Here is a 17,816-nt window from a genome sequence, read left to right as displayed (position 1 = left end):
GGTAGAAAAAGGCGAGTTGACTTACAAGCAAGCACAAGCTAAATATGGAATACAAGGCAGAAGCACTGTATTGGTGTGGCTTCGCAAGCATGGGCGGCAAAACTGGCATCGCCCGAGGTTAACACTTATGACTATTTCTAACCCGACTCCAGAGCAACGTATCAAAGAGCTAGAGCGTAAGCTTGAAGACGAGAAAATTCGTAACCTGGTACTCAATGAAATGATTGATTACATCGATACGACACAAGGAACCCACCTACGAAAAAAGCTTGTCGACATGGGGTTACGAGACTCCAGAGCCAAGCTCAAATAAGCTTATCGCAACTGTGCCACGTGATGGGAATATCCCGGCAGTCTGTTTATCAAGCTGAGAGCCGTTACCAGGCAAGAGCCGCGACATTAATGCCAGTTCTCAGCATGGTTCAGAAGATACGATGCTTCATGCCGAGGCTAGGCACTCGTAAGAAGCTTTAGCCATTAAGCTGTATAAGCCGATGATTAGCTTAAAAGCTAGTGTTATAAAGGCAAGCGATGGTATGCAACATCAAAGTGAAAGTGTAAGAGCAGTATTCAGTCTCAAAAAGGCAAATAAACTCACTAAACTATCTTTGTGTAATTAGAAGGTATACAGTTTTTTACCTGTATTCTTGCTTCAAGTAGTATTGATAGTGGGAAGTACCGAAAGAAATATTGACAATGGATTGGGGGTTATATTTCGTCGGTATCAGATTGATTTGATCCAGTAGCTGGAAATTTAGTGGGCTTTCGGTTCATAAAGATAAAAGGCAGCATTGCAATAGCCATTGCTCCCAGAAATATTATTATATAGCCTATGACTACCATGTCGGTGCCTCGATGTGAAAGTGGATTACCTTCAGTTTTTTGTTGCTGAAAATCGTTTCAATGCTGTTGATAAACGGCTTGGATGCCAATATGGCGCAGTTAAAATTACGATTGAAACATAGTATTGCTGATTCAATTTCGGCAATGCTGGTTCAAACTTTTCGTATAATGAATTTATTATCTAAAAAACTATTTTCAATAGTATAGGGTTCATTGATATTAGCCAGAGTACGCGTTAAAAATCGACCTCTAGTTCTTATCAGTTATCCATTACTACTTGCCGTTATAAAAGATTAATTAATCACAGTTAATAAAAAACCCGGGTCAACCCGGGCTTTTGGACTTGGTCTAATACATCTTAGCGACTTACTTCTTGAGACTGACGATAATCTCTGTATTCCTGACGCGATATCATATTATCTTCATTTTCGTCCATATCTGAAAATGTACTGTTTACTCCGGCTTCACTGGCTTCTTCTTCCGAAACCATGCCATCGCCGTTTTTATCCATCATTTTAAACTCATTTTTTGCGACCATTCTGTCACCTTCGTTGCCTGCCATCTCATCATTGTTACGAAGGTCTGCATCACGATCTGCATTATAGGCCTGCATTCCTGAGTTTGTGTTATCTGTATTCATGGCCATGTCGGTTTTATGCTCCATATCTTCCTTACTATGACGCATATTATCCTTATGTTTTTTCATAGCGTTCATATCGTCGCTATCTGTGGAATACGCATCTTCCATTTCCATATTTGCACCGACCTGCGTTTCGTCAGTTTTCATATCCTTAGGTGCATTTGCCAATACTTTATCGGCATCAGCTTTAACTTTTGCTTTAGTAACCTGGATTTTGTCATTTACATCTTCGGAAAATGCTTTCGGGTTATTCTGATAGAATGTCAGATACTCATTTTCAGAAATTTTATTGTCACTATTCTTATCTACTTTTTCAAAGCGTTTGGAAATAACGTGATCGCTAACTTCCTGCTTACCCAACATACCGTCTTTATCTTTATCAATCGCATTAAATGTATGAGGGATTTTTTTCATCTGATCATCTTTTTCCATATGATCATGAGCCATCGCTGTTGTAGACATTGCAGCTGAAATTAATACCGCTAGTGTTAACTTATTCATTGTATCTCCTTAAGTCGTTGCCTCCCAATGGAACTGCTGACAGGAGGTAAATTACACTTATTATGTATACATTAAGCGTGCCTGGTTTTTTAGTACTGTAAGATCAGTGAGATAGCATAAAAACAAACAAAAGTAGCTTATTCAAGTTGTCAAATATTTACGGTTATTGAAAATAATTCGTAACGAAAATGCTATATTTATTGCTGGTTGGTGTGTGAATTGAGAAGTATAAACACCTTAATTTACACTATGTTTCTCGGCCTTTATAAGTCAGAAATGTCGCTTGAATGCTTATGTCTTTTTATATGGGGATAGAATCAAACCTGAAGACCAGAGTGCCAGGGTAAAAGGATAAGCCAGATTAGTTAAGTGATATGCGCCGCAATAGTGTGCTTACCCAAGCTGACTTTGTATAACCTACGATTTAGCAGGAAAGAAAGCGGTAGAGATTTATGACAACTAGTGAAAATCTCTTGATGGCACTCGCAACTCGGCCAGCCAGTCGGATCGATCAGTCAGTTTGCCTGCTATTACATGGATAACGCCCTCCTTCGACCGTTCAAGTATGCCGTCAACCTGTAAGATAGTTGCTTTGAGATAGGGTTGCTTTTGGTGTCGAGCAGTAGCCTGCCAGATTACAACGTTAGTATTTCCGGTATGATCTTCAAGTGTAAGGAAAGTGACCCCTGTGGCGGTTCCGGGCGCCTGGCGGCAGGTTACACAGCCCAGCAGATGTACAATTGAATTGTTTGTTTTTTCTGCCAGGGTACGGGCGAAAGTGAAATTTTTTAAATCACGCGCACCGGCAATGAGTTCAATAGGATGTTGGTTCACACAGAGGCCAGTCGAGGCATAGTCCTCTAGCATATTATCAGTTGGTGAAGGCTGCAATGTTACTGCTTGCTCGTCAGGCTCTCCGACAAAGAGCGGGAGCTCTGCCTGTTTATCCATCATTTTCCATCTGGCCTGATAGCGATTACCAGCGACCATTGAAAAGGCATTGGCACTGGCGAGGGCTTCCATCGTGTCTTTTGATAGACACGTTAGAGATCGAATCTGTTCAATAGATGTAAATCCATCGGCTGGGCGATTCCGGATAAGCGACTCAATAGCATTTTGATTTGCCCCTTTAACCAGACTGAAACCCAATTGTATCGCCTTTTCATTATTCTCCAGCACCATTTTATGTTCCCAATCAGAATGATTGATGCATGTTGGCTTTATCAAAATGTTATGGCGTTTTGCATCCTGAATAAGCTGACTAGGCGTATAAAAGCCCATAGGCCAGCTATTTAACAAACCCACATAAAATTCCACCGGGAAATAATATTTTAACCAACAGGAAACATAGGCTAACACTGCAAAAGAGGCACTGTGTGATTCGGGGAAACCATAACCACTGAATCCTTTTATCTGATCAAACAGCCGTGTCGCAAAATCCTTATCGTACCCTTTGTCCAACATACCATTGATAAGCTTTTCCCGAAAAAGGTTCAGACGCCCATTCTTTTTCCAGCTTGCCATGGCGCGCCTTAACTGATCGGCCTGACCGCCGGTAAAACCTGCAGCTACCATTGCCAGCTGTATCACCTGCTCCTGAAATATGGGAACCCCCATGGTTCGTGCCAGAACTCTCTCAACCTCTGGCGAGGGATATTGAATTTTGGTTTGGTTTTGACGTCTTTTTAGATAAGGATGAACCATATCACCCTGGATTGGACCAGGACGCACGATGGCTATCTGAACTACTAAATCATAATACTTGCGCGGACGAAGCCGGGGCAGCATGCTCATTTGAGCGCGCGATTCAATTTGAAACACGCCAACGGTATCGGCTTTGCAAATCATATCGTAAACTTGAGCGTCGTCGCCTAAACGGGTGATAAAGGGAATAGAGATTGGGTACCGGGTGGTACTTTGTATTATTTTAAAGGTGCGCTGGATAGCGGAGAGCATGCCCAGTGCCAAGACATCTACCTTGAGTAAGCCTAACGTTTCCAGGTCATCTTTGTCCCATTGAATAACAGTCCGCTCCGGCATTGACGCATTTTCAACCGGCACAAGCTCATACAGTGGTCCGGCAGAGATTACAAAGCCGCCCACATGCTGAGAAAGATGACGGGGGAAACCTACTACCTGCTCTACCAGATAAATCAGCTGTTTAACCCGGGTATTGTCGGGATCAAGTCCGAGCTCTGCGAGTTGTGCTTGCCAGGGAACCGTTCGATCCCGCCGGTTTATGTTTTTTATGATGTAATCAAGTTGGGATTCAGGAAAGCCCAGCGCTTTGCCGACTTCACGAAATGCACTTTTAAACCGGAAGCTGATGACGGTGGCAGCCAAGGCTGTTCTTTCTCTACCATATTTTTTATAGATATACTGAATAACTTCTTCGCGGCGCTGATGTTCAAAGTCCACGTCGATGTCGGGAGGCTCATCCCGCTCTTTAGAGATAAAGCGCTCAAATAGAACATCAATCTGACGAGGATCCACCGCAGTAATTTCCAGGCAATAACATACTACTGAATTAGCCGCTGAGCCCCGCCCCTGATATAAAATTCCCTGAGACCGGGCAAACTGAACAACATCATAAATGGTAAGAAAAAAGTATTCATACTCTTGCTCAGCAATCAGCGCCATTTCTTTTTCAATAGTCTGGCGGATAGCCTCTGGCAGATTATCCTTGAAGCGTTTTTTTACCCCTTCTTCCACACAATGACGAAGATAACTGGTTGCTGTAAAGCCAGACGGTACAACCTCTGCAGGATATTGGTACTTAAGCTCCTCCATCGAGAAGGTACATTTCTTTGCTATATCAAGTGTATTTTGCAGCCACTGTTGAGCAAATAGTTTATTGAGTTTGGCCAGCGGCCGTAAGCATCGTTCGGCATTAGATTGCGCTGTAAAGCCTAGTTTTTCAACGGTAGTGTTGTGGTTAATCGCCTGCAATACATGTTGCACAGGTAGCCTGTCGCTGTGATGGAAAAGCACCTGCGATGAGGCCGCGATGGGAAAGCCAAATTCGGAGTGCAGATGCATAATTTCCTTTAAATGCGCATCATCGCTACCATCCAGAAAACGTCTGGCGGCCAGATAACAACGAGTATCGTATTGTCGCTTTAACCATTCGCCCCAATAGGTATTTGTTGCGCTGTCGGTACCAGGAAGCCAGATTACCAAACAATGCCTGATAGTTTTTAAATCCCACTCTGCCAGCCGGTAACTGCCTTTTTCAGAACGGCGTCGAGCGTTGGTGATAATGCGGCACAGCTCTGCATACGCATATTTATCGGTGGCCAGCAAAACCATTTGCAGACTGTCAGTGAGTTGAAAGCGGCTACCTACTATAAGTTGTAAAGGTAAATTGTTGCGCTTAATTTCAGCATGCGCTCTGACCACCCCGGCAACTGAGCACTCATCGGTGATTGCCAGGCTCTGATAACCAAGAAACGCGGCGGTATTAACCAGCTCTTCCGGGTCAGAGGCGCCCTGTAAAAAGCTAAAATTTGACTGACATATCAGTTCCGCAAACATCAGCAGTACCATCCACTGATAAACCATTGCCTGCTTTTATCCCTAAACAAATGCAGACGGCGACCATCGTCGGTGCGGCCGATAAAATAATCCCTTCTGACGGGAGCACCGTCCCACCAGCCAGTCTGGATTCGTACCGGACCAAATTCTATTTGAGTAGCTTCTCTCAACGCTTTGGGTTGGGGTAGCCCAATTGATGGCAGTGGATGTGAAGAAATATTAAGAGTATCTGTCTGGCGATCATGATGTAGTTTTTCCGGGCGAAAGTCGCTACCTGCACTTGGGAACTGAATGGCGCTTTCACCAAGGCGAGTTTGCAAGCGGCTGATCAATTGTTTGTACGCAAAATCATGTACCCGGTTATCGAAAAAGTCTGACATTTGCTCGTCAACCTCTTCAAGCTCATCGACCCGTAAAGCTATATTTATCACCGGAGATGACAGAGCCAATTGTTCAAGCTTGAGCGCTATTAAGCTTTGCCACTGCGCTAACTTATAAAGGGCAGTGGCAGCCCTAACAGTGACAGGCATGGGTGCGTCTTCACGAAAGTGCAATGTAAAGTGAAGAGAGGTAGTAAGCATGTTGCGTAAGCGTGCATAAGTTAGGAACTCATCACTTAAACGCTGCATATAAGGTAGCAAGCGATCTGTGTGGCTAATTTCGTAAGATGGTTCTATGAAACTCTCGAATGTATCGGGCGGATGATAAAAATTTATCTTCTCAAAGACTTCTGCTTTTAAGCTGCACAGATAAGTAATCAGTTTATTATCAAACCGGCGGCCAAGTTCGGTCGCGGGTACATCAAGTAGCCTGGCGATAGAATCTATACCTACACGCTGTAATGTCTGCTGTTGTTTTACGGTTAATGCAGTGGCATTTAATGGGCAGTCTGAGAGCGCCTTTTTAATCTCGCTTTTAGCGCGCAACAGTTGATTGTGCTGATGATAAGCCAGCACTTTGGCCGCTTCGATGCTCCAGGCCACTCCAAAGTTAAAAGTAACACCAGCTTGTCGAAGCTCATTAACCAGGGTTTGCCAGAGATTATCGAGACCATCGTAATAGCGGATAAGCGGATCAAGCCTGATGGCCAGACCGTCAGGGACAAAAACAGCAATATCGGATGCTACCTGATACAAGCGGTTAGCGATCGCATGTAAACGTTGCGTCTCGCTTTTCTCAAAGTAATCAATTACATGCAGCGACTGACACAGTGCTGCAGCCTGCGCCATCCCCATTCCCGGGGTGACACCAGCATCTTGCGCGCGTCGGTTAGTTTGCTTTACCTGATTGTTGCCAGCTTCATAGACAATAGCCGGTAATAACCGGGTTTCCTGATCACCCGTATCAATTGTCAGCTGATTAAAATGGAAATAGGCCCAGAGCATCGTCAGCCCACTACCTGAGTAGGGTTGTTATCGCCATGATTTGAACGCAGAGCCAGGTTTATAACAGCATTATCCGGGGTATACCGAAAATAGATTTCTGTAGCGCCGGTACCACGCCCACCGACATGCTTATTTATCTCTATCTGTAATCCGTGCAGAGACGGAGATAAGGTCAAATCCAGCGCAAGAGGCAATGACTCTCGGCGTACTTTTACAGATTCAAGCAGCACACACAACGTATGGTGCTGACTGGCGGCAACCTGAAGCCGACGGGCTTGTTTGGCATTCAGGCTATTTAGCCACAGGATGACGCAGTGACAGGCCTCACTTTTAAGACATTGTTCTGCGGCCCACAACGTATCTTCATGGTTTTCCGGGTTCACCAGCCTGACTGTCGCAGGTTTAATTTTGTTATTAACAAGCCACGCGGCATGTAAATGCCCGGGCGCATTGATAAGCATAGTAAGTTTTTCGTATGGATTCTCAGCCAATACATGCTTTAAAAATGTTAGTTCACCAATCCCTGGTAAGGCTCGAAGCCGGATCAATCCTGCTGCCGGTAAACCTCCACCCAGCAGTTCATCCAGGCTTTTAAAACCTGTACAAACACGGTGTTTGGCATCATTAAGGCCTTCACTGGCCCGCCAGACATGAGGATGTTTAAGAGGGAAGATAGTTTCTGACATAATTTACCTGTATGTATATACAGTATTATAGGTAAATTATAGCATCCTGCAACATTGGCAAAGCAAAAGAGAATAGCCCGCCGCGACCATAGTATTGCTACTAAATAAAGAAGTGCTCTGAAATCATGGAATTAGGCAATGGGCAATTTATCAGAAAAATAATAATTCGAAGAAGGGGGCTATGGAAGGCTACCGTCAGGCTTTAGCGGCGGTGTCTTCTGCTGCGGGTTGTGCTGCTTTTAAAGGCTGCACAGAAAGTTGGGCACAAGCTTCCATGAAGCCCTCTGGTGTGTTTTTAACCCAGGCCATACGCAGATGGCTGGGCTGTTTTTTAATGACATCTCGGACATCCTGTTCGGATATCTCAGAAGACTTCACTGCATTTTTCAAAGCTTCTTCCACACTATGACGCTTCTCAAAACAATCAATCACAATCTGGGAAAAATGACTCATGATGAATCGCATTACAGTATGGTCCTCAGCGCTGATCAGACGCTTCTGGTATGCTGACTCAACCCGTTCCAGATAGACTTTTTGTAAATCAGTACATACCAGAATCAAACCAGAATACGCATCCTTCAAACGCTTGCTCGTTGTTTTTGCGGCATGTTTAGACACTGAAGCTTCCCGTTGCAGTGTCTGTGAACGAATCACAAAATAGATGAGAATAAGGACCAGTATCCCCACAATGGTAAAGGCGATCATGACTATTTTCCTGCTTGTTGTTCCTGGATGAAGCGTTCGATATTTTGTTCGAGAATAAACAAAGGTACAGAACCGTGTTCCAGAACTGCGGAGTGAAACTGACGAATGTTAAAATCTTCGCCCAATGCGTTTTCTGCTTTCTCACGCAGCGCTTTTATTTTTATCTCGCCGATTTTATAGGATAAAGCCTGGGCCGGCCATGAGATGTATCGATCTACTTCAGTTTTAATATTGTGCTCAGACAAGGCAGTATTTTTCATCATATAATTAATGGCTTTTTGGCGGCTCCAACCGAACATATGCATGCCCGTATCAACCACCAGGCGGCAAGCCCGCCACATTTCATAGCTTAGGCGGCCAAAGTGGTCATAGGGGGTTTCATATATGCCCATATCAATTCCTAAAAATTCTGAGTATAAGCCCCAGCCTTCGCCAAAAGCGGAGATGTAAGTTTTCTGTCTGACCGGGGGCAGGTCAGTCATTTCTCCAGCCAGCGAAATCTGTAGATGGTGGCCTGGCACGGCTTCATGCAGCGTGAGGGCAGGCAGAGCATAAAGTGGCCGCTTATCCAGCGCATAAGTATTGACCCAATAGTAAGCCGCCTGGGTGTCACCGCTGGCATGAATATAACGGCCAGTCGTATATTTAGGTGCGATATCTTCAGGAACGGGCGCTACACCATATGGTTTGCGGGGGATTTTCTCAAAAAACCGGGGCAACTGAGCATCGGCCTTTTTGGCGATAAATGCAGCTTCCTTGAGTAAAGCCTCTGCTGAATCAGCATAAAATTGCTCATCGGTACGCAAAAAATGTATGAATGCATCTACATCACCATCAAATTCAACCTCTTCCACAATTGCTTTCATTTGCTTACGAATGCGCTTTACCTCACTTATGCCAAGCTGGTGAATCTCCTGAGCCGTCATTTGCGTGGTCGTGTAGTGTTCAATTCTGTTTTGGTAATACGCCTCACCATTAGGCCAACTTTTTGCGGCGATATCCTGGCGTGCCCCGGGAATATAGGTATCAGTCATAAACGTATAAAAACGCTGAAATGCCGGTGTCACCTGATTTTCAATAATGTTTTGGGCCTGGGCCTGCAGAGATTGCTGGCGTTGCGGTGACACAAAGCGTGACATGGCCTTAAAGGGTGCATAAAAGCTGCTTTGTTCGGGAGTATCAACGATGAGCGGCTGAATACTTTTTTCATAGCCTTCCAGGACTGCACGAGGCTGGGTGTAGTTTTCTTCAAGCCCTTGTTGCATATAAGCAATTTGCTGATCTACATAGGCCTGAATACCTTTTAACTGTTTTAGATATGCCTGGTAATCTTCAACATTTTGGAAGTTCATCTGACCGGGCAGGGCAGCCAGGGCGTTGTGAAAACCATACTCAGAGGTAATGGGCACTTTATAGGCGCCAAATTTATATTGATCAACCTGATTATTGAGCCGGTACTGCTGCATCAGCAGCGTGATCCGCGATGCCTCTGATAATGTGTCTTTATTAATTTTTTCAAGCTGCGCTAAGTAATCTGAAAATTGCTTATGCTGGCTGGCCAATGCGTCTGGGGAAATGTCTGCCGGCACGGTTTCGTCGAGTTTTGATTCATATTCCCAGATGGTCTCAGTGAGTGCTTTTAGACGCGCATCTTCGCTTTGCTGTGCCAGGGAAACCGGAGTAACCAGACAGAAAGACAGAAGAACTAAGCGTGTAACAGTATAGAAAGCTTGCATAGACGTATTCCGCAGTTGCCTGAACCGGAATACGCCGGCTCAGTTTAATCTTTTTTTGGTGTATAGATAGGTCCGGGAAATGCGGTAACTTTATCTGACAGTCGGGTAATACTGGCACTTCCCTGCTTTTTTACAGCATCTATTCGCAACACATTATGCATGGGAACATAGGTGCTTGTCACATCAGAGAATTCAGCCTTAAGCTTCTCATGACTAGGATCCACAACAATACCGGTGTGAGTGTCCCAGACAAAATCACCAATTTCTATAAAGCCAAAGAGGCTGCCCTGACTAATTTCTTTAACATACACTTCGTAACGCTCACCATTGCTGACAAACTGTACTTTGTATAAAAGGTCGGTACTACTCATAATCTATGACATGCAATTTAAACAGACTAATTAAATGGGGATGGTTTGAAAAATTTCACGTAATTAAGCCAGTGATCATCTTTAACTGGCTGACGTAGCATAAATCAACAATGCTCCATCCTGTCAGTAAATAATCCATCAGTTTACACCCATGTCAGATGAAGGATGGGCGACAACACTGGTCATTTTATCTGGCTGATATACCATACTCATTCTTAATAAGACGAAAATACCTAACGACTATGATGAAAAAAATAATTATTGGTGCCATGGTTTCTGCCCTGAGCACAGTCTCACTGGCCCAGGATAAGCAGCAAGATGTTGCTTTTTCCCCCGACACTAATCGAATCAAATCCCATCTGTTTTTTTTAGCCGATGACTTGCTTGAAGGCCGTGATACCGGCTCCCGTGGTCACGATATAGCTGCGCTCTATATTGCTACAGAATTTGCCAAGTACGGTCTTAAGCCTATGGGCACCGATGGCTACATGCAAGCTGTAGATTTCAGAAAAGCGACTCTGGTCCAGGAATCTCCGAGCTTAACGTTAACCACAGATAAAGGTGAAACTGAGCTTAAATATCCAAAAGAATACCTTACCGGTCCGGATTTACTTGATACTCAATCAAGCCTTAAAGGTAAAATGGTCTTTGCCGGCTACGGCATCATTGCTGACGAGCTGGAGCACAATGACTATAAAGATATCGATGTAGAAGGCAAAATTGTAGTGATTTTGTCAGGTAAGCCAAAATCATTTCCCAGTGAAATGGGCGCTCACCTCGCCTCTGGTAGTCAGAAAGCGCAGTATGCTATCGATAATGGCGCCATTGGTATGATTTCAGTGACCACCCCCACAGCAGAAAAAGTGCGTCCCTATCAAAGCCGTTTAAGCTATATCCACACACCGCGTCTGGCTTGGCTGGACGAAAACGATAAGCCGGCGAATACGTTTGAGCAATTAAAAGGGTCTGCTTTTTTAAGTGAAGGCGCGGCGCGTCAATTATTCGACAATGCCGAAATGAGTCTGGACGAAATCTATGCGATGCTTGAAAAAGACGAAACGCCGCCAGGGTTTGCTATCCCGGGTGAAATTTCTCTGCAAAAGCAAAGCAAGCACTCTCAAATCACCAGCCCGAACGTGGTGGCCGCAGTGGAAGGCTCAGATCCTGAGTTAAAAGATGAGTATGTGGTTTTTTCTGCTCACTCCGATCACATTGGCTTTGCCAAAACAGTCAAAAAAGACAATATCAATAATGGCGCTATGGATAATGCCTCCGGTACGGCTGTTATGTTGGAAACAGCACGTCTGTTCAGCCAAATGGAAAATAAACCTAAACGCTCTATTTTGTTTGTCTCTGTAACCGGTGAAGAGAAAGGCTTATTGGGTGCAGATTACTTTGCGCATAATCCCACTGTGCCGGTTGATAAGATGGTGGCCAATGTAAATCTGGACATGCCGATTCTCACCTACGAGTTTGCAGATGTTATTGCATTTGGCGCCAGCCACAGTGATATGAAAGCGTCGGTCACTGAAGCGGCTAACAATGCCGGTATTGAGTTGAGCCCTGATCCATGGCCAGAGCAGGCACTGTTTACACGCTCTGATCATTATGCATTTGTTAAGCAGGGCGTCCCGTCAGTATTCCTGGTTCCCGGTTTGAAATCTAAAGATCCAGAAGTTGACGGCTCGAAGGTATTTGGTCAGTTTTTATCAACGCACTATCATATGCCCAGCGATGATACCAATCAGAACTTTAACTGGGATGCAGCACGTACGTTTGCAGAAGTAAATGCGCAGATTGGCTTTACCCTGGCAACGCAGGAAAAAGCACCAACGTGGAATGATGGTGACTTTTTTGGCACCACGTTTGGTAAATAAGAAAGGCGTTTAATCGTATTAATTAATACGCAGAACCTCGTTAGAAAGCAGCGCTTTGCGCTGCTTTTTTTGTAACCACCATGTTATATAGTGTTAACCCTTACATCGAACCTCTTGATAACAATAAAGTTGGATGAGTTTGTACACTCTTAAGATTATTCTTGTATAGTATACAACTTATGGATATCTGAATAAAAATTATAAGCAGAGTTCCAGGTAAAGTGAAGGAGAGATGTGATTGAGAAAGCAGCATAAAAAGTTTGTTTTTATTGCCAGAGGTAGCTCTCATATTAACTATTTCAAAGCGTTCGCGGACGCGTCTTCGCTTAATGTTACTGTCATCAAACTGAACAGAGAGCTTTTCAGACCAGGTTTTTTGCGCTATCTGAATATTACGCAAAATGCCGATATAGAAACCCTCTTACATCCTCACCTTATTAAAAAATCTCGTAAGCATCCCAAATTATATAAGTCGTTTTTATGGCCTGTATTTAAGCGTATAAGTCACTTTCTGACTAAGCTTGAAGTGGTAAAAAGTGCGGCGTTGATTGATGAAGCAAACGCCGATGTGGTTGGCGTGTGGAATGGGCAAAAGCTACCCAGCTCGGCTATTGCTGAAGCAGCAAAAATATTGGGCAAAGAAATTGTTTATTTTGAAAATGGTTTATTACCACACACCACAACCTGTGACTGGTCAGGGGTAAACTGTCTAAATTCATTACCCAGAATCGGAGAGTTTTATCTTCAGTTTTATGACCAGAAACCGCTACCTCAGGAATTAGTGGCACGCAAACCAGTGCGAGACAAAGCCGAAGGCTTATCATCTGACTCGCTGCCCAAACGGTATATTTTTGTACCCTTTCAGGTTGAAACTGATAGCCAGATTATTTCAAACTCCCCCTGGATTAGGAACATGCGTCAGCTGTACTGGCACATATCTAATGTTCTGGAGCAGGTCAACGATCCACATTTATATGTGGTAATTAAAGAGCATCCTTCTGAGCCTGTTCGACACGATAATTTGCATCATCAAAATAAGCGTATTTTATTTGCAAATCAATGCAATACCCAAAAACTTATTGAGCAGGCTTGCGCAGTAATGACAATTAATTCAACCGTCGGTCTTGAGGCGTTGTTATTAGGCAAACCCGTAATAGTACTGGGCAAAGCATGTTATGGGATAGAAGGGGTGAGCAAACAAGTCAAATCTGAAGAACAGATGATAGAAGTATTTAATCATCCAGATCAACCCTGTGCTGATCCGAAAATTAAATGCGGTTTTCTGAATTTCATGCATGATCATTATACGATTCCATCCTCATGGAAAAATATCGACCATAAACATGTGGATGCATTAACTAAGCGCCTGCTACAAAAAGATACGTTGTCTGATTCTCTGCGCAGGCAAAAACTTCAGGCCAAAAATTAATGCAGTGTCAGGCCGCCGAAAAAAAGCGCTTCAGACAGAGCGCTTTTTTTGGTTAAAGAAATGACTGCCGATAGTAAGACCAATGATCAGAGAACTGTTCTGTAGGCTTGCGGGTAAAACCGCTGCGTATGAACATATTGATTCTGCCGTCTACGTAACATACAAAAAGGTTAGCCAGAACGGCTTCATCAGCCGATAAATCGCGGCCCTCACGAAGTTTGCGCTCGCGTAAAACCTGTTTGAACTGGGTTTCCAAACGCTCAAACAGTTTGGCAATCCGGGCCCGCAGACGATCCTGCTCCCCCTGCAAAGCATCGCCATTTAAAATACGGCTGATACCTGGATTTTTTTCAGCAAATCCAAGCAGTAAATGCAAAATCATCTGACACCGAGCCAGCGAATCCTTTTCTTCATTCAGAATCTTATTAATCCGGGAAAACAGAGTTTCCTCAATAAAATCAATCAGGCCTTCAAACATCCGCGCTTTGCTGGGAAAGTGGCGGTAGAGCGCGGCTTCAGATACGCCTACCTTTTCCGCTAGCTTGGCAGTTGTAATACGCTGGCCGGGATTACTTTCGAGCATTCCGGCCAGTGCCTGAAGGATTTGAGCACGACGATTGGTCTTTTTAACAGCAGGCATAACGCGTGTAATTCCTCAGCTTTGGGCTTGCGCCCGTTCCTTGTAAAATACGGCTAATAGCCAGGATCTCTTTAGAGTGTTTGTTATCGGCCAACTGTTAGTCAGTTTGATATTTTATTTTTATAATGCTCACTAATCAGCGCTAACAACTCCTGGGCCAGCAATTTTTTTGGGGCGGGGCCAAGTTGCCTGTCTCCGTTTTCCCAAAACACATGCAGAGCATTTTTATCACTATTAAAACCCAGTCCGCTGGTGGTTATATTGTTGGCAGCAATCATCGCCAGCTTTTTGTTTTTTAGTTTAGATCTGGCGTAATGCTCCACATCCTGGCTTTCAGCGGCAAAGCCTACGGTAAATGGGGCATCAGAAAGCGCTGCTACGTTTTTAAGAATATCAGGGTTTTTAACAAAAGTAAGCGTTAACTCTTCACCCTTTTTCTTTATCTTATTATCTTTTAATACTTTTGCACGGTAATCCGCTACTGCTGCGGTACCGATAAAGATATCTACGAGGTCAATTTGCGCCATAACAACATCATGCATTTGCTGCGCTGTAGTGACATAGTCGATCTTTACACCCACTGGCGCAGGCAGCGTAACCGGGCCACTTACCAAAATCACGTCGGCGCCGGCCTCGACTGCTGCCAGCGCGACAGCGTAGCCCATTTTTCCTGAACTGTGATTAGAGATATAACGAACCGGATCTAACGACTCCTGTGTAGGTCCGGCAGTGATCATAACGGTTTTACCGGCCAGGTTAGCAGCCTGCTCGCCTGCTTTGACGCCATGAATGTGTTCAACAATCTCCTGGGGTTCAGTCATCCGGCCGGCGCCTACATCACCACAAGCCTGCTCACCCGCCGCCGGGCCTATAATAGTTACCTGCATATTTTCAAGCATAGTCAGGTTACGCTGCGTAGCATGGGCGGCCCACATCTGTTGATTCATAGCCGGCGCAAGATAGACGTCTGCTTTAGTGGCTAAAAATAATGTAGTGAGTAGATCATCTGCCAGGCCACAGGCCAGTTTTGCCATTACATTGGCGGTAGCAGGGGCAATCAGCAAAATATCTGCCCATTTGGCCAGCTCAATATGCCCCATTGCGGCTTCGGCGGCTGGATCTAACAGGGAGTTATGAACCGGGTTCCCGGATACCGCTTGTAACGCCATTGCGCTGACAAAAGCGCTGGCAGAATCGGTCATCACCACTCGGACATTGGCGCCTGATGCAGTCAGTTTGCGGACCAAATCCGGGGTTTTGTAAGCGGCAATTCCACCACTGATACCCAGCAAAACATTTTTTCCTGATAAATGCATAAGTGTAAGCAACTGTAGGCCAGTAATGGCGTAAGCCTATCACGGACACGCTTCAATCGGTAGATTTTGCCGCGTGCTGAAAACCTGTTCAAGGATCAGTTCCCACGCGCCATCGGGCTGGTTATAAAGAAACAATTTGGGAGAACAATCATGACCATTGCCATCTGGCCGCTAAGTGACCAGCCACGGGAAAAGCTGTTGCAGCGAGGGGCCGAGCAGTTGTCGAATACAGAGCTGTTGGCGGTACTATTAAGCAATGGTACACAAAAGCACAGCGTGACAGAGCTTTCCCACTATCTGCTTAAAGAGTTTGCCACATTAGGGCGCTTACTCAATGCCGATGTGGATACATTTTGTGCGGTGCCCGGGGTAGGGGTCGTCCGGTATTGTCAGATGCAGGCTGCTAAAGAACTGGTTAAGCGTATGTATGAAGAACCATTGACGCAAAAAAACGTATTAAGTGATGTAACGCAGGTAAGTCGTTATTTGCGGGCGCAATTGATGACCGCAGAGCAAGAAATATTTGCGGTATTGATGCTCGATAGTCAGCATCGGCTTATTGCTTTTCGACGAATGTTCAGCGGCACGATAGACAGTGCCGCAGTTTATCCGCGGGAATTATTGAAACAAGCGTTAAAAGACAATGCCGCTGCGATCATTTTAGTGCATAATCACCCGTCCGGGATCGCGGATCCCAGCAGTGCTGATATTGCGTTGACCAAAGAAATCAAGGCAGCCATGGCGCTGGTGGATATAAGCGTGCTGGATCATTTTATTGTTGGCCAGGGATATGTGGTGTCTTTATCGCAGCAAGGATTGATGTGATAAAGAACCCCAGCTATACTGGCAGTGCGTCAAATTCTGACCGGCTTTTTTATAACGGCTGGGGACGGATTTTTGATAATTACGACGAATTATTGTTTAAAGTATGGTCAGCATCGATCAAATGCTTTAACATAATGAGTCAATGGATATTTGTAAGGACCATTATGAAAAAGTCATTAGTTTCATTATTAATTGGTGCTAGCTTAGCTTTTTCTGCTACAGCTCAGGATCAGGCTGGCGGAAACACTTCTGGTGAATCTGCTACAGGCGGTATTGCAACTAGCACTATCGCAACAGGTGTTGTTGCAGCGGGTATCGCCGCGGCAGTAATTAGTAACAACCGTGGTTCAAGCGACGTCATTGAAGATCCGGTAGAGCCGACTCCAACATGTAACGGCGACGACGAGATAAACTCTGACGGTTTCTGTGTTGGCACAACTAATACTGTAACCAGTGTTACCGGTACTGTTACTGGTACTACAATGACAGCTGTTACTTTCACTTACATGCCTTCTTTGTAAGTTGCCACAGTTTGTTTGAAGCCGCTCCTTTGGTGCGGCTTTTTTTGTTTTATCCCTTCTGGATTTTGTCTTTAAGCCACGCCTCTTCATGAATATAAAATTTGTTTTCAACGTGTTTTCGACTGCACTGCTGTGTCTGGCAGTGGCAGGATGTTCTTCTACCAACCGGGCCTATTACGATACTATTAAGCTAGCTCTTGCATCAGATGAACCTGTAACACTGTCCGTCGACCAGGTAAGGGCCAGCCAGGCTGATTTGCTGCAGGTAAAAAGTGGCGAAAGAGCGCCAGCAGTAATGGCGCTGGCATTTATTGAAAATGGCCGAAATAAGTGGGTTTCTGCCGATAAAGCACAGCTTCACATTCATCATGGTGTCATCGTGACCACCCATGGCCTTGATAATGACCTATTGTATACCGGCAATCTGGACGACAACCCTCTGGCCGAGCCTTTGCCATTGGCGTTTGACTGGTCGCGTAATGTGGATATCAAGGGTGTCGGTTATGGTTTGCCTGTAAGCAGTCAGTGGCTGGTCGCTGGCGAAGCCCGTATCTCGATTTTGTCATCACAATTTGCGGTGCAACGTATTGAGGAAACGATTTCGTTCCCCAAAACCACACCGTATATCGAAACCGGACTGAGCTGGAAAAATACGTATTGGATAAGCCGTCAGAATGGTGATTTACTGCGCGCGTCTGTCAAGCTGACTCCGCAGTCGGACCGTTTTGAGATGACCTACCTAAGCCGCGCTGCCCGGTTACTTGAAGAGTCGCAATAATGTCTATGTTCAGAGTTTTATGTATCGCC

At 44.8% G+C, this 17,816-nt stretch carries 14 protein-coding genes and 1 pseudogene; 6 read left to right on the top strand and 9 right to left on the bottom strand.

From position 1 onward, the window contains the following. Nucleotides 1–313: pseudogene (locus F458_RS21185) on the top strand (IS3 family transposase); the annotation flags it as partial. An 888-nt stretch (nucleotides 314–1,201) separates the two neighbouring features. On the opposite strand, the gene F458_RS0115525 reads toward F458_RS21185, so the two are convergent. The 7 genes from F458_RS0115525 to F458_RS0115495 form a co-directional block, all read right to left on the bottom strand. Beyond that, a complete protein-coding gene (locus F458_RS0115525) occupies nucleotides 1,202–1,984 on the bottom strand; it encodes an EF-hand domain-containing protein (protein ID WP_018984355.1) in 783 nt (260 codons plus the stop codon). 459 nt (nucleotides 1,985–2,443) lie between these two features. Then, nucleotides 2,444–5,518, bottom strand: coding sequence for an error-prone DNA polymerase (locus tag F458_RS0115520; protein ID WP_408640338.1), 3,075 nt, complete (start codon nucleotides 5,516–5,518; stop codon nucleotides 2,444–2,446). Further along, complete coding sequence (locus F458_RS0115515; protein WP_018984353.1) at nucleotides 5,518–6,903, bottom strand: Y-family DNA polymerase; 1,386 nt, start codon at nucleotides 6,901–6,903, stop codon at nucleotides 5,518–5,520. Before F458_RS0115515 ends, F458_RS0115520 begins: the two co-directional genes overlap by 1 nt. A gap of 2 nt (nucleotides 6,904–6,905) precedes the next feature. After that, on the bottom strand, nucleotides 6,906–7,589 hold the full coding sequence (gene imuA, locus F458_RS19735; RefSeq protein WP_018984352.1) for a translesion DNA synthesis-associated protein ImuA: 684 nt from the start codon (nucleotides 7,587–7,589) through the stop codon (nucleotides 6,906–6,908). A 195-nt stretch (nucleotides 7,590–7,784) separates the two neighbouring features. Continuing rightward, a complete protein-coding gene (locus F458_RS19730) occupies nucleotides 7,785–8,294 on the bottom strand; it encodes a hypothetical protein (RefSeq protein ID WP_018984351.1) in 510 nt (169 codons plus the stop codon). Between the two features lie 2 nt (nucleotides 8,295–8,296). After that, the gene (locus F458_RS0115500) at nucleotides 8,297–10,030 is read right to left on the bottom strand and encodes a DUF885 domain-containing protein (RefSeq protein WP_018984350.1); all 1,734 of its coding nucleotides are present in this window, start codon (nucleotides 10,028–10,030) and stop codon (nucleotides 8,297–8,299) included. A 44-nt stretch (nucleotides 10,031–10,074) separates the two neighbouring features. Next, complete coding sequence (locus F458_RS0115495) at nucleotides 10,075–10,401, bottom strand: DUF1820 family protein (RefSeq protein WP_018984349.1); 327 nt, start codon at nucleotides 10,399–10,401, stop codon at nucleotides 10,075–10,077. Between the two features lie 269 nt (nucleotides 10,402–10,670). On the opposite strand from F458_RS0115495, the gene F458_RS0115490 reads away from it, so the two are divergent. Continuing rightward, nucleotides 10,671–12,278 (top strand): M28 family metallopeptidase, encoded by a 1,608-nt coding sequence (locus F458_RS0115490; protein ID WP_408640339.1) that lies wholly within the window; start codon nucleotides 10,671–10,673, stop codon nucleotides 12,276–12,278. A 238-nt stretch (nucleotides 12,279–12,516) separates the two neighbouring features. Further along, entirely contained in the window at nucleotides 12,517–13,707 is a 1,191-nt protein-coding gene (locus F458_RS19725; protein WP_018984347.1) for a capsular polysaccharide export protein, LipB/KpsS family, read from the top strand. Nucleotides 13,708–13,759: 52 nt separating this feature from the next. Here the strand turns inward: F458_RS19725 and slmA are convergent, their stop codons facing one another. Then, nucleotides 13,760–14,347: a nucleoid occlusion factor SlmA gene (slmA, locus tag F458_RS0115480; protein WP_018984346.1), complete on the bottom strand. Its 588-nt coding sequence runs from the start codon at nucleotides 14,345–14,347 to the stop codon at nucleotides 13,760–13,762. A 101-nt stretch (nucleotides 14,348–14,448) separates the two neighbouring features. After that, entirely contained in the window at nucleotides 14,449–15,663 is a 1,215-nt protein-coding gene (gene coaBC / locus F458_RS0115475; protein ID WP_018984345.1) for a bifunctional phosphopantothenoylcysteine decarboxylase/phosphopantothenate--cysteine ligase CoaBC, read from the bottom strand. A 150-nt stretch (nucleotides 15,664–15,813) separates the two neighbouring features. Here coaBC and radC point away from each other — a divergent pair, with 150 nt between their 5' ends. The 3 genes from radC (at nucleotide 15,814) to F458_RS0115460 (ending at nucleotide 17,787) form a co-directional block, all read left to right on the top strand. Further along, nucleotides 15,814–16,488, top strand: a complete 675-nt coding sequence (gene radC, locus F458_RS0115470; protein ID WP_018984344.1) for a RadC family protein — start codon at nucleotides 15,814–15,816, stop codon at nucleotides 16,486–16,488. Beyond that, on the top strand, nucleotides 16,485–17,009 hold the full coding sequence (locus F458_RS0115465) for a hypothetical protein (RefSeq protein ID WP_018984343.1): 525 nt from the start codon (nucleotides 16,485–16,487) through the stop codon (nucleotides 17,007–17,009). Before radC ends, F458_RS0115465 begins: the two co-directional genes overlap by 4 nt. 88 nt (nucleotides 17,010–17,097) lie before the next feature. After that, complete coding sequence (locus F458_RS0115460) at nucleotides 17,098–17,787, top strand: YjbF family lipoprotein (protein WP_018984342.1); 690 nt, start codon at nucleotides 17,098–17,100, stop codon at nucleotides 17,785–17,787. Nucleotides 17,788–17,816: the final 29 nt, after the last annotated feature.

The sequence above is a fragment of the Salinimonas chungwhensis DSM 16280 genome (assembly GCF_000378185.1).
Lineage (GTDB): Bacteria > Pseudomonadota > Gammaproteobacteria > Enterobacterales > Alteromonadaceae > Alteromonas > Alteromonas chungwhensis.
This window is presented reverse-complemented; position numbering and strand designations above follow the sequence as displayed.

What these genes read in the sequence shown, in the direction of transcription:
- F458_RS0115525 (WP_018984355.1), bottom strand. Translation starts at nt 1,984, where the DNA reads ATGAATAAGTTAACACTAGCGGTATTAATTTCAGCTGCAATGTCTACA.
- F458_RS0115520 (WP_408640338.1), bottom strand. Translation starts at nt 5,518, where the DNA reads ATGTTTGCGGAACTGATATGTCAGTCAAATTTTAGCTTTTTACAGGGC.
- F458_RS0115515 (WP_018984353.1), bottom strand. Translation starts at nt 6,903, where the DNA reads ATGCTCTGGGCCTATTTCCATTTTAATCAGCTGACAATTGATACGGGT.
- imuA (WP_018984352.1), bottom strand. Translation starts at nt 7,589, where the DNA reads ATGTCAGAAACTATCTTCCCTCTTAAACATCCTCATGTCTGGCGGGCC.
- F458_RS19730 (WP_018984351.1), bottom strand. Translation starts at nt 8,294, where the DNA reads ATGATCGCCTTTACCATTGTGGGGATACTGGTCCTTATTCTCATCTAT.
- F458_RS0115500 (WP_018984350.1), bottom strand. Translation starts at nt 10,030, where the DNA reads ATGCAAGCTTTCTATACTGTTACACGCTTAGTTCTTCTGTCTTTCTGT.
- F458_RS0115495 (WP_018984349.1), bottom strand. Translation starts at nt 10,401, where the DNA reads ATGAGTAGTACCGACCTTTTATACAAAGTACAGTTTGTCAGCAATGGT.
- F458_RS0115490 (WP_408640339.1), top strand. Translation starts at nt 10,671, where the DNA reads ATGGTTTCTGCCCTGAGCACAGTCTCACTGGCCCAGGATAAGCAGCAA.
- slmA (WP_018984346.1), bottom strand. Translation starts at nt 14,347, where the DNA reads ATGCCTGCTGTTAAAAAGACCAATCGTCGTGCTCAAATCCTTCAGGCA.
- coaBC (WP_018984345.1), bottom strand. Translation starts at nt 15,663, where the DNA reads ATGCATTTATCAGGAAAAAATGTTTTGCTGGGTATCAGTGGTGGAATT.
- radC (WP_018984344.1), top strand. Translation starts at nt 15,814, where the DNA reads ATGACCATTGCCATCTGGCCGCTAAGTGACCAGCCACGGGAAAAGCTG.
- F458_RS0115460 (WP_018984342.1), top strand. Translation starts at nt 17,098, where the DNA reads ATGAATATAAAATTTGTTTTCAACGTGTTTTCGACTGCACTGCTGTGT.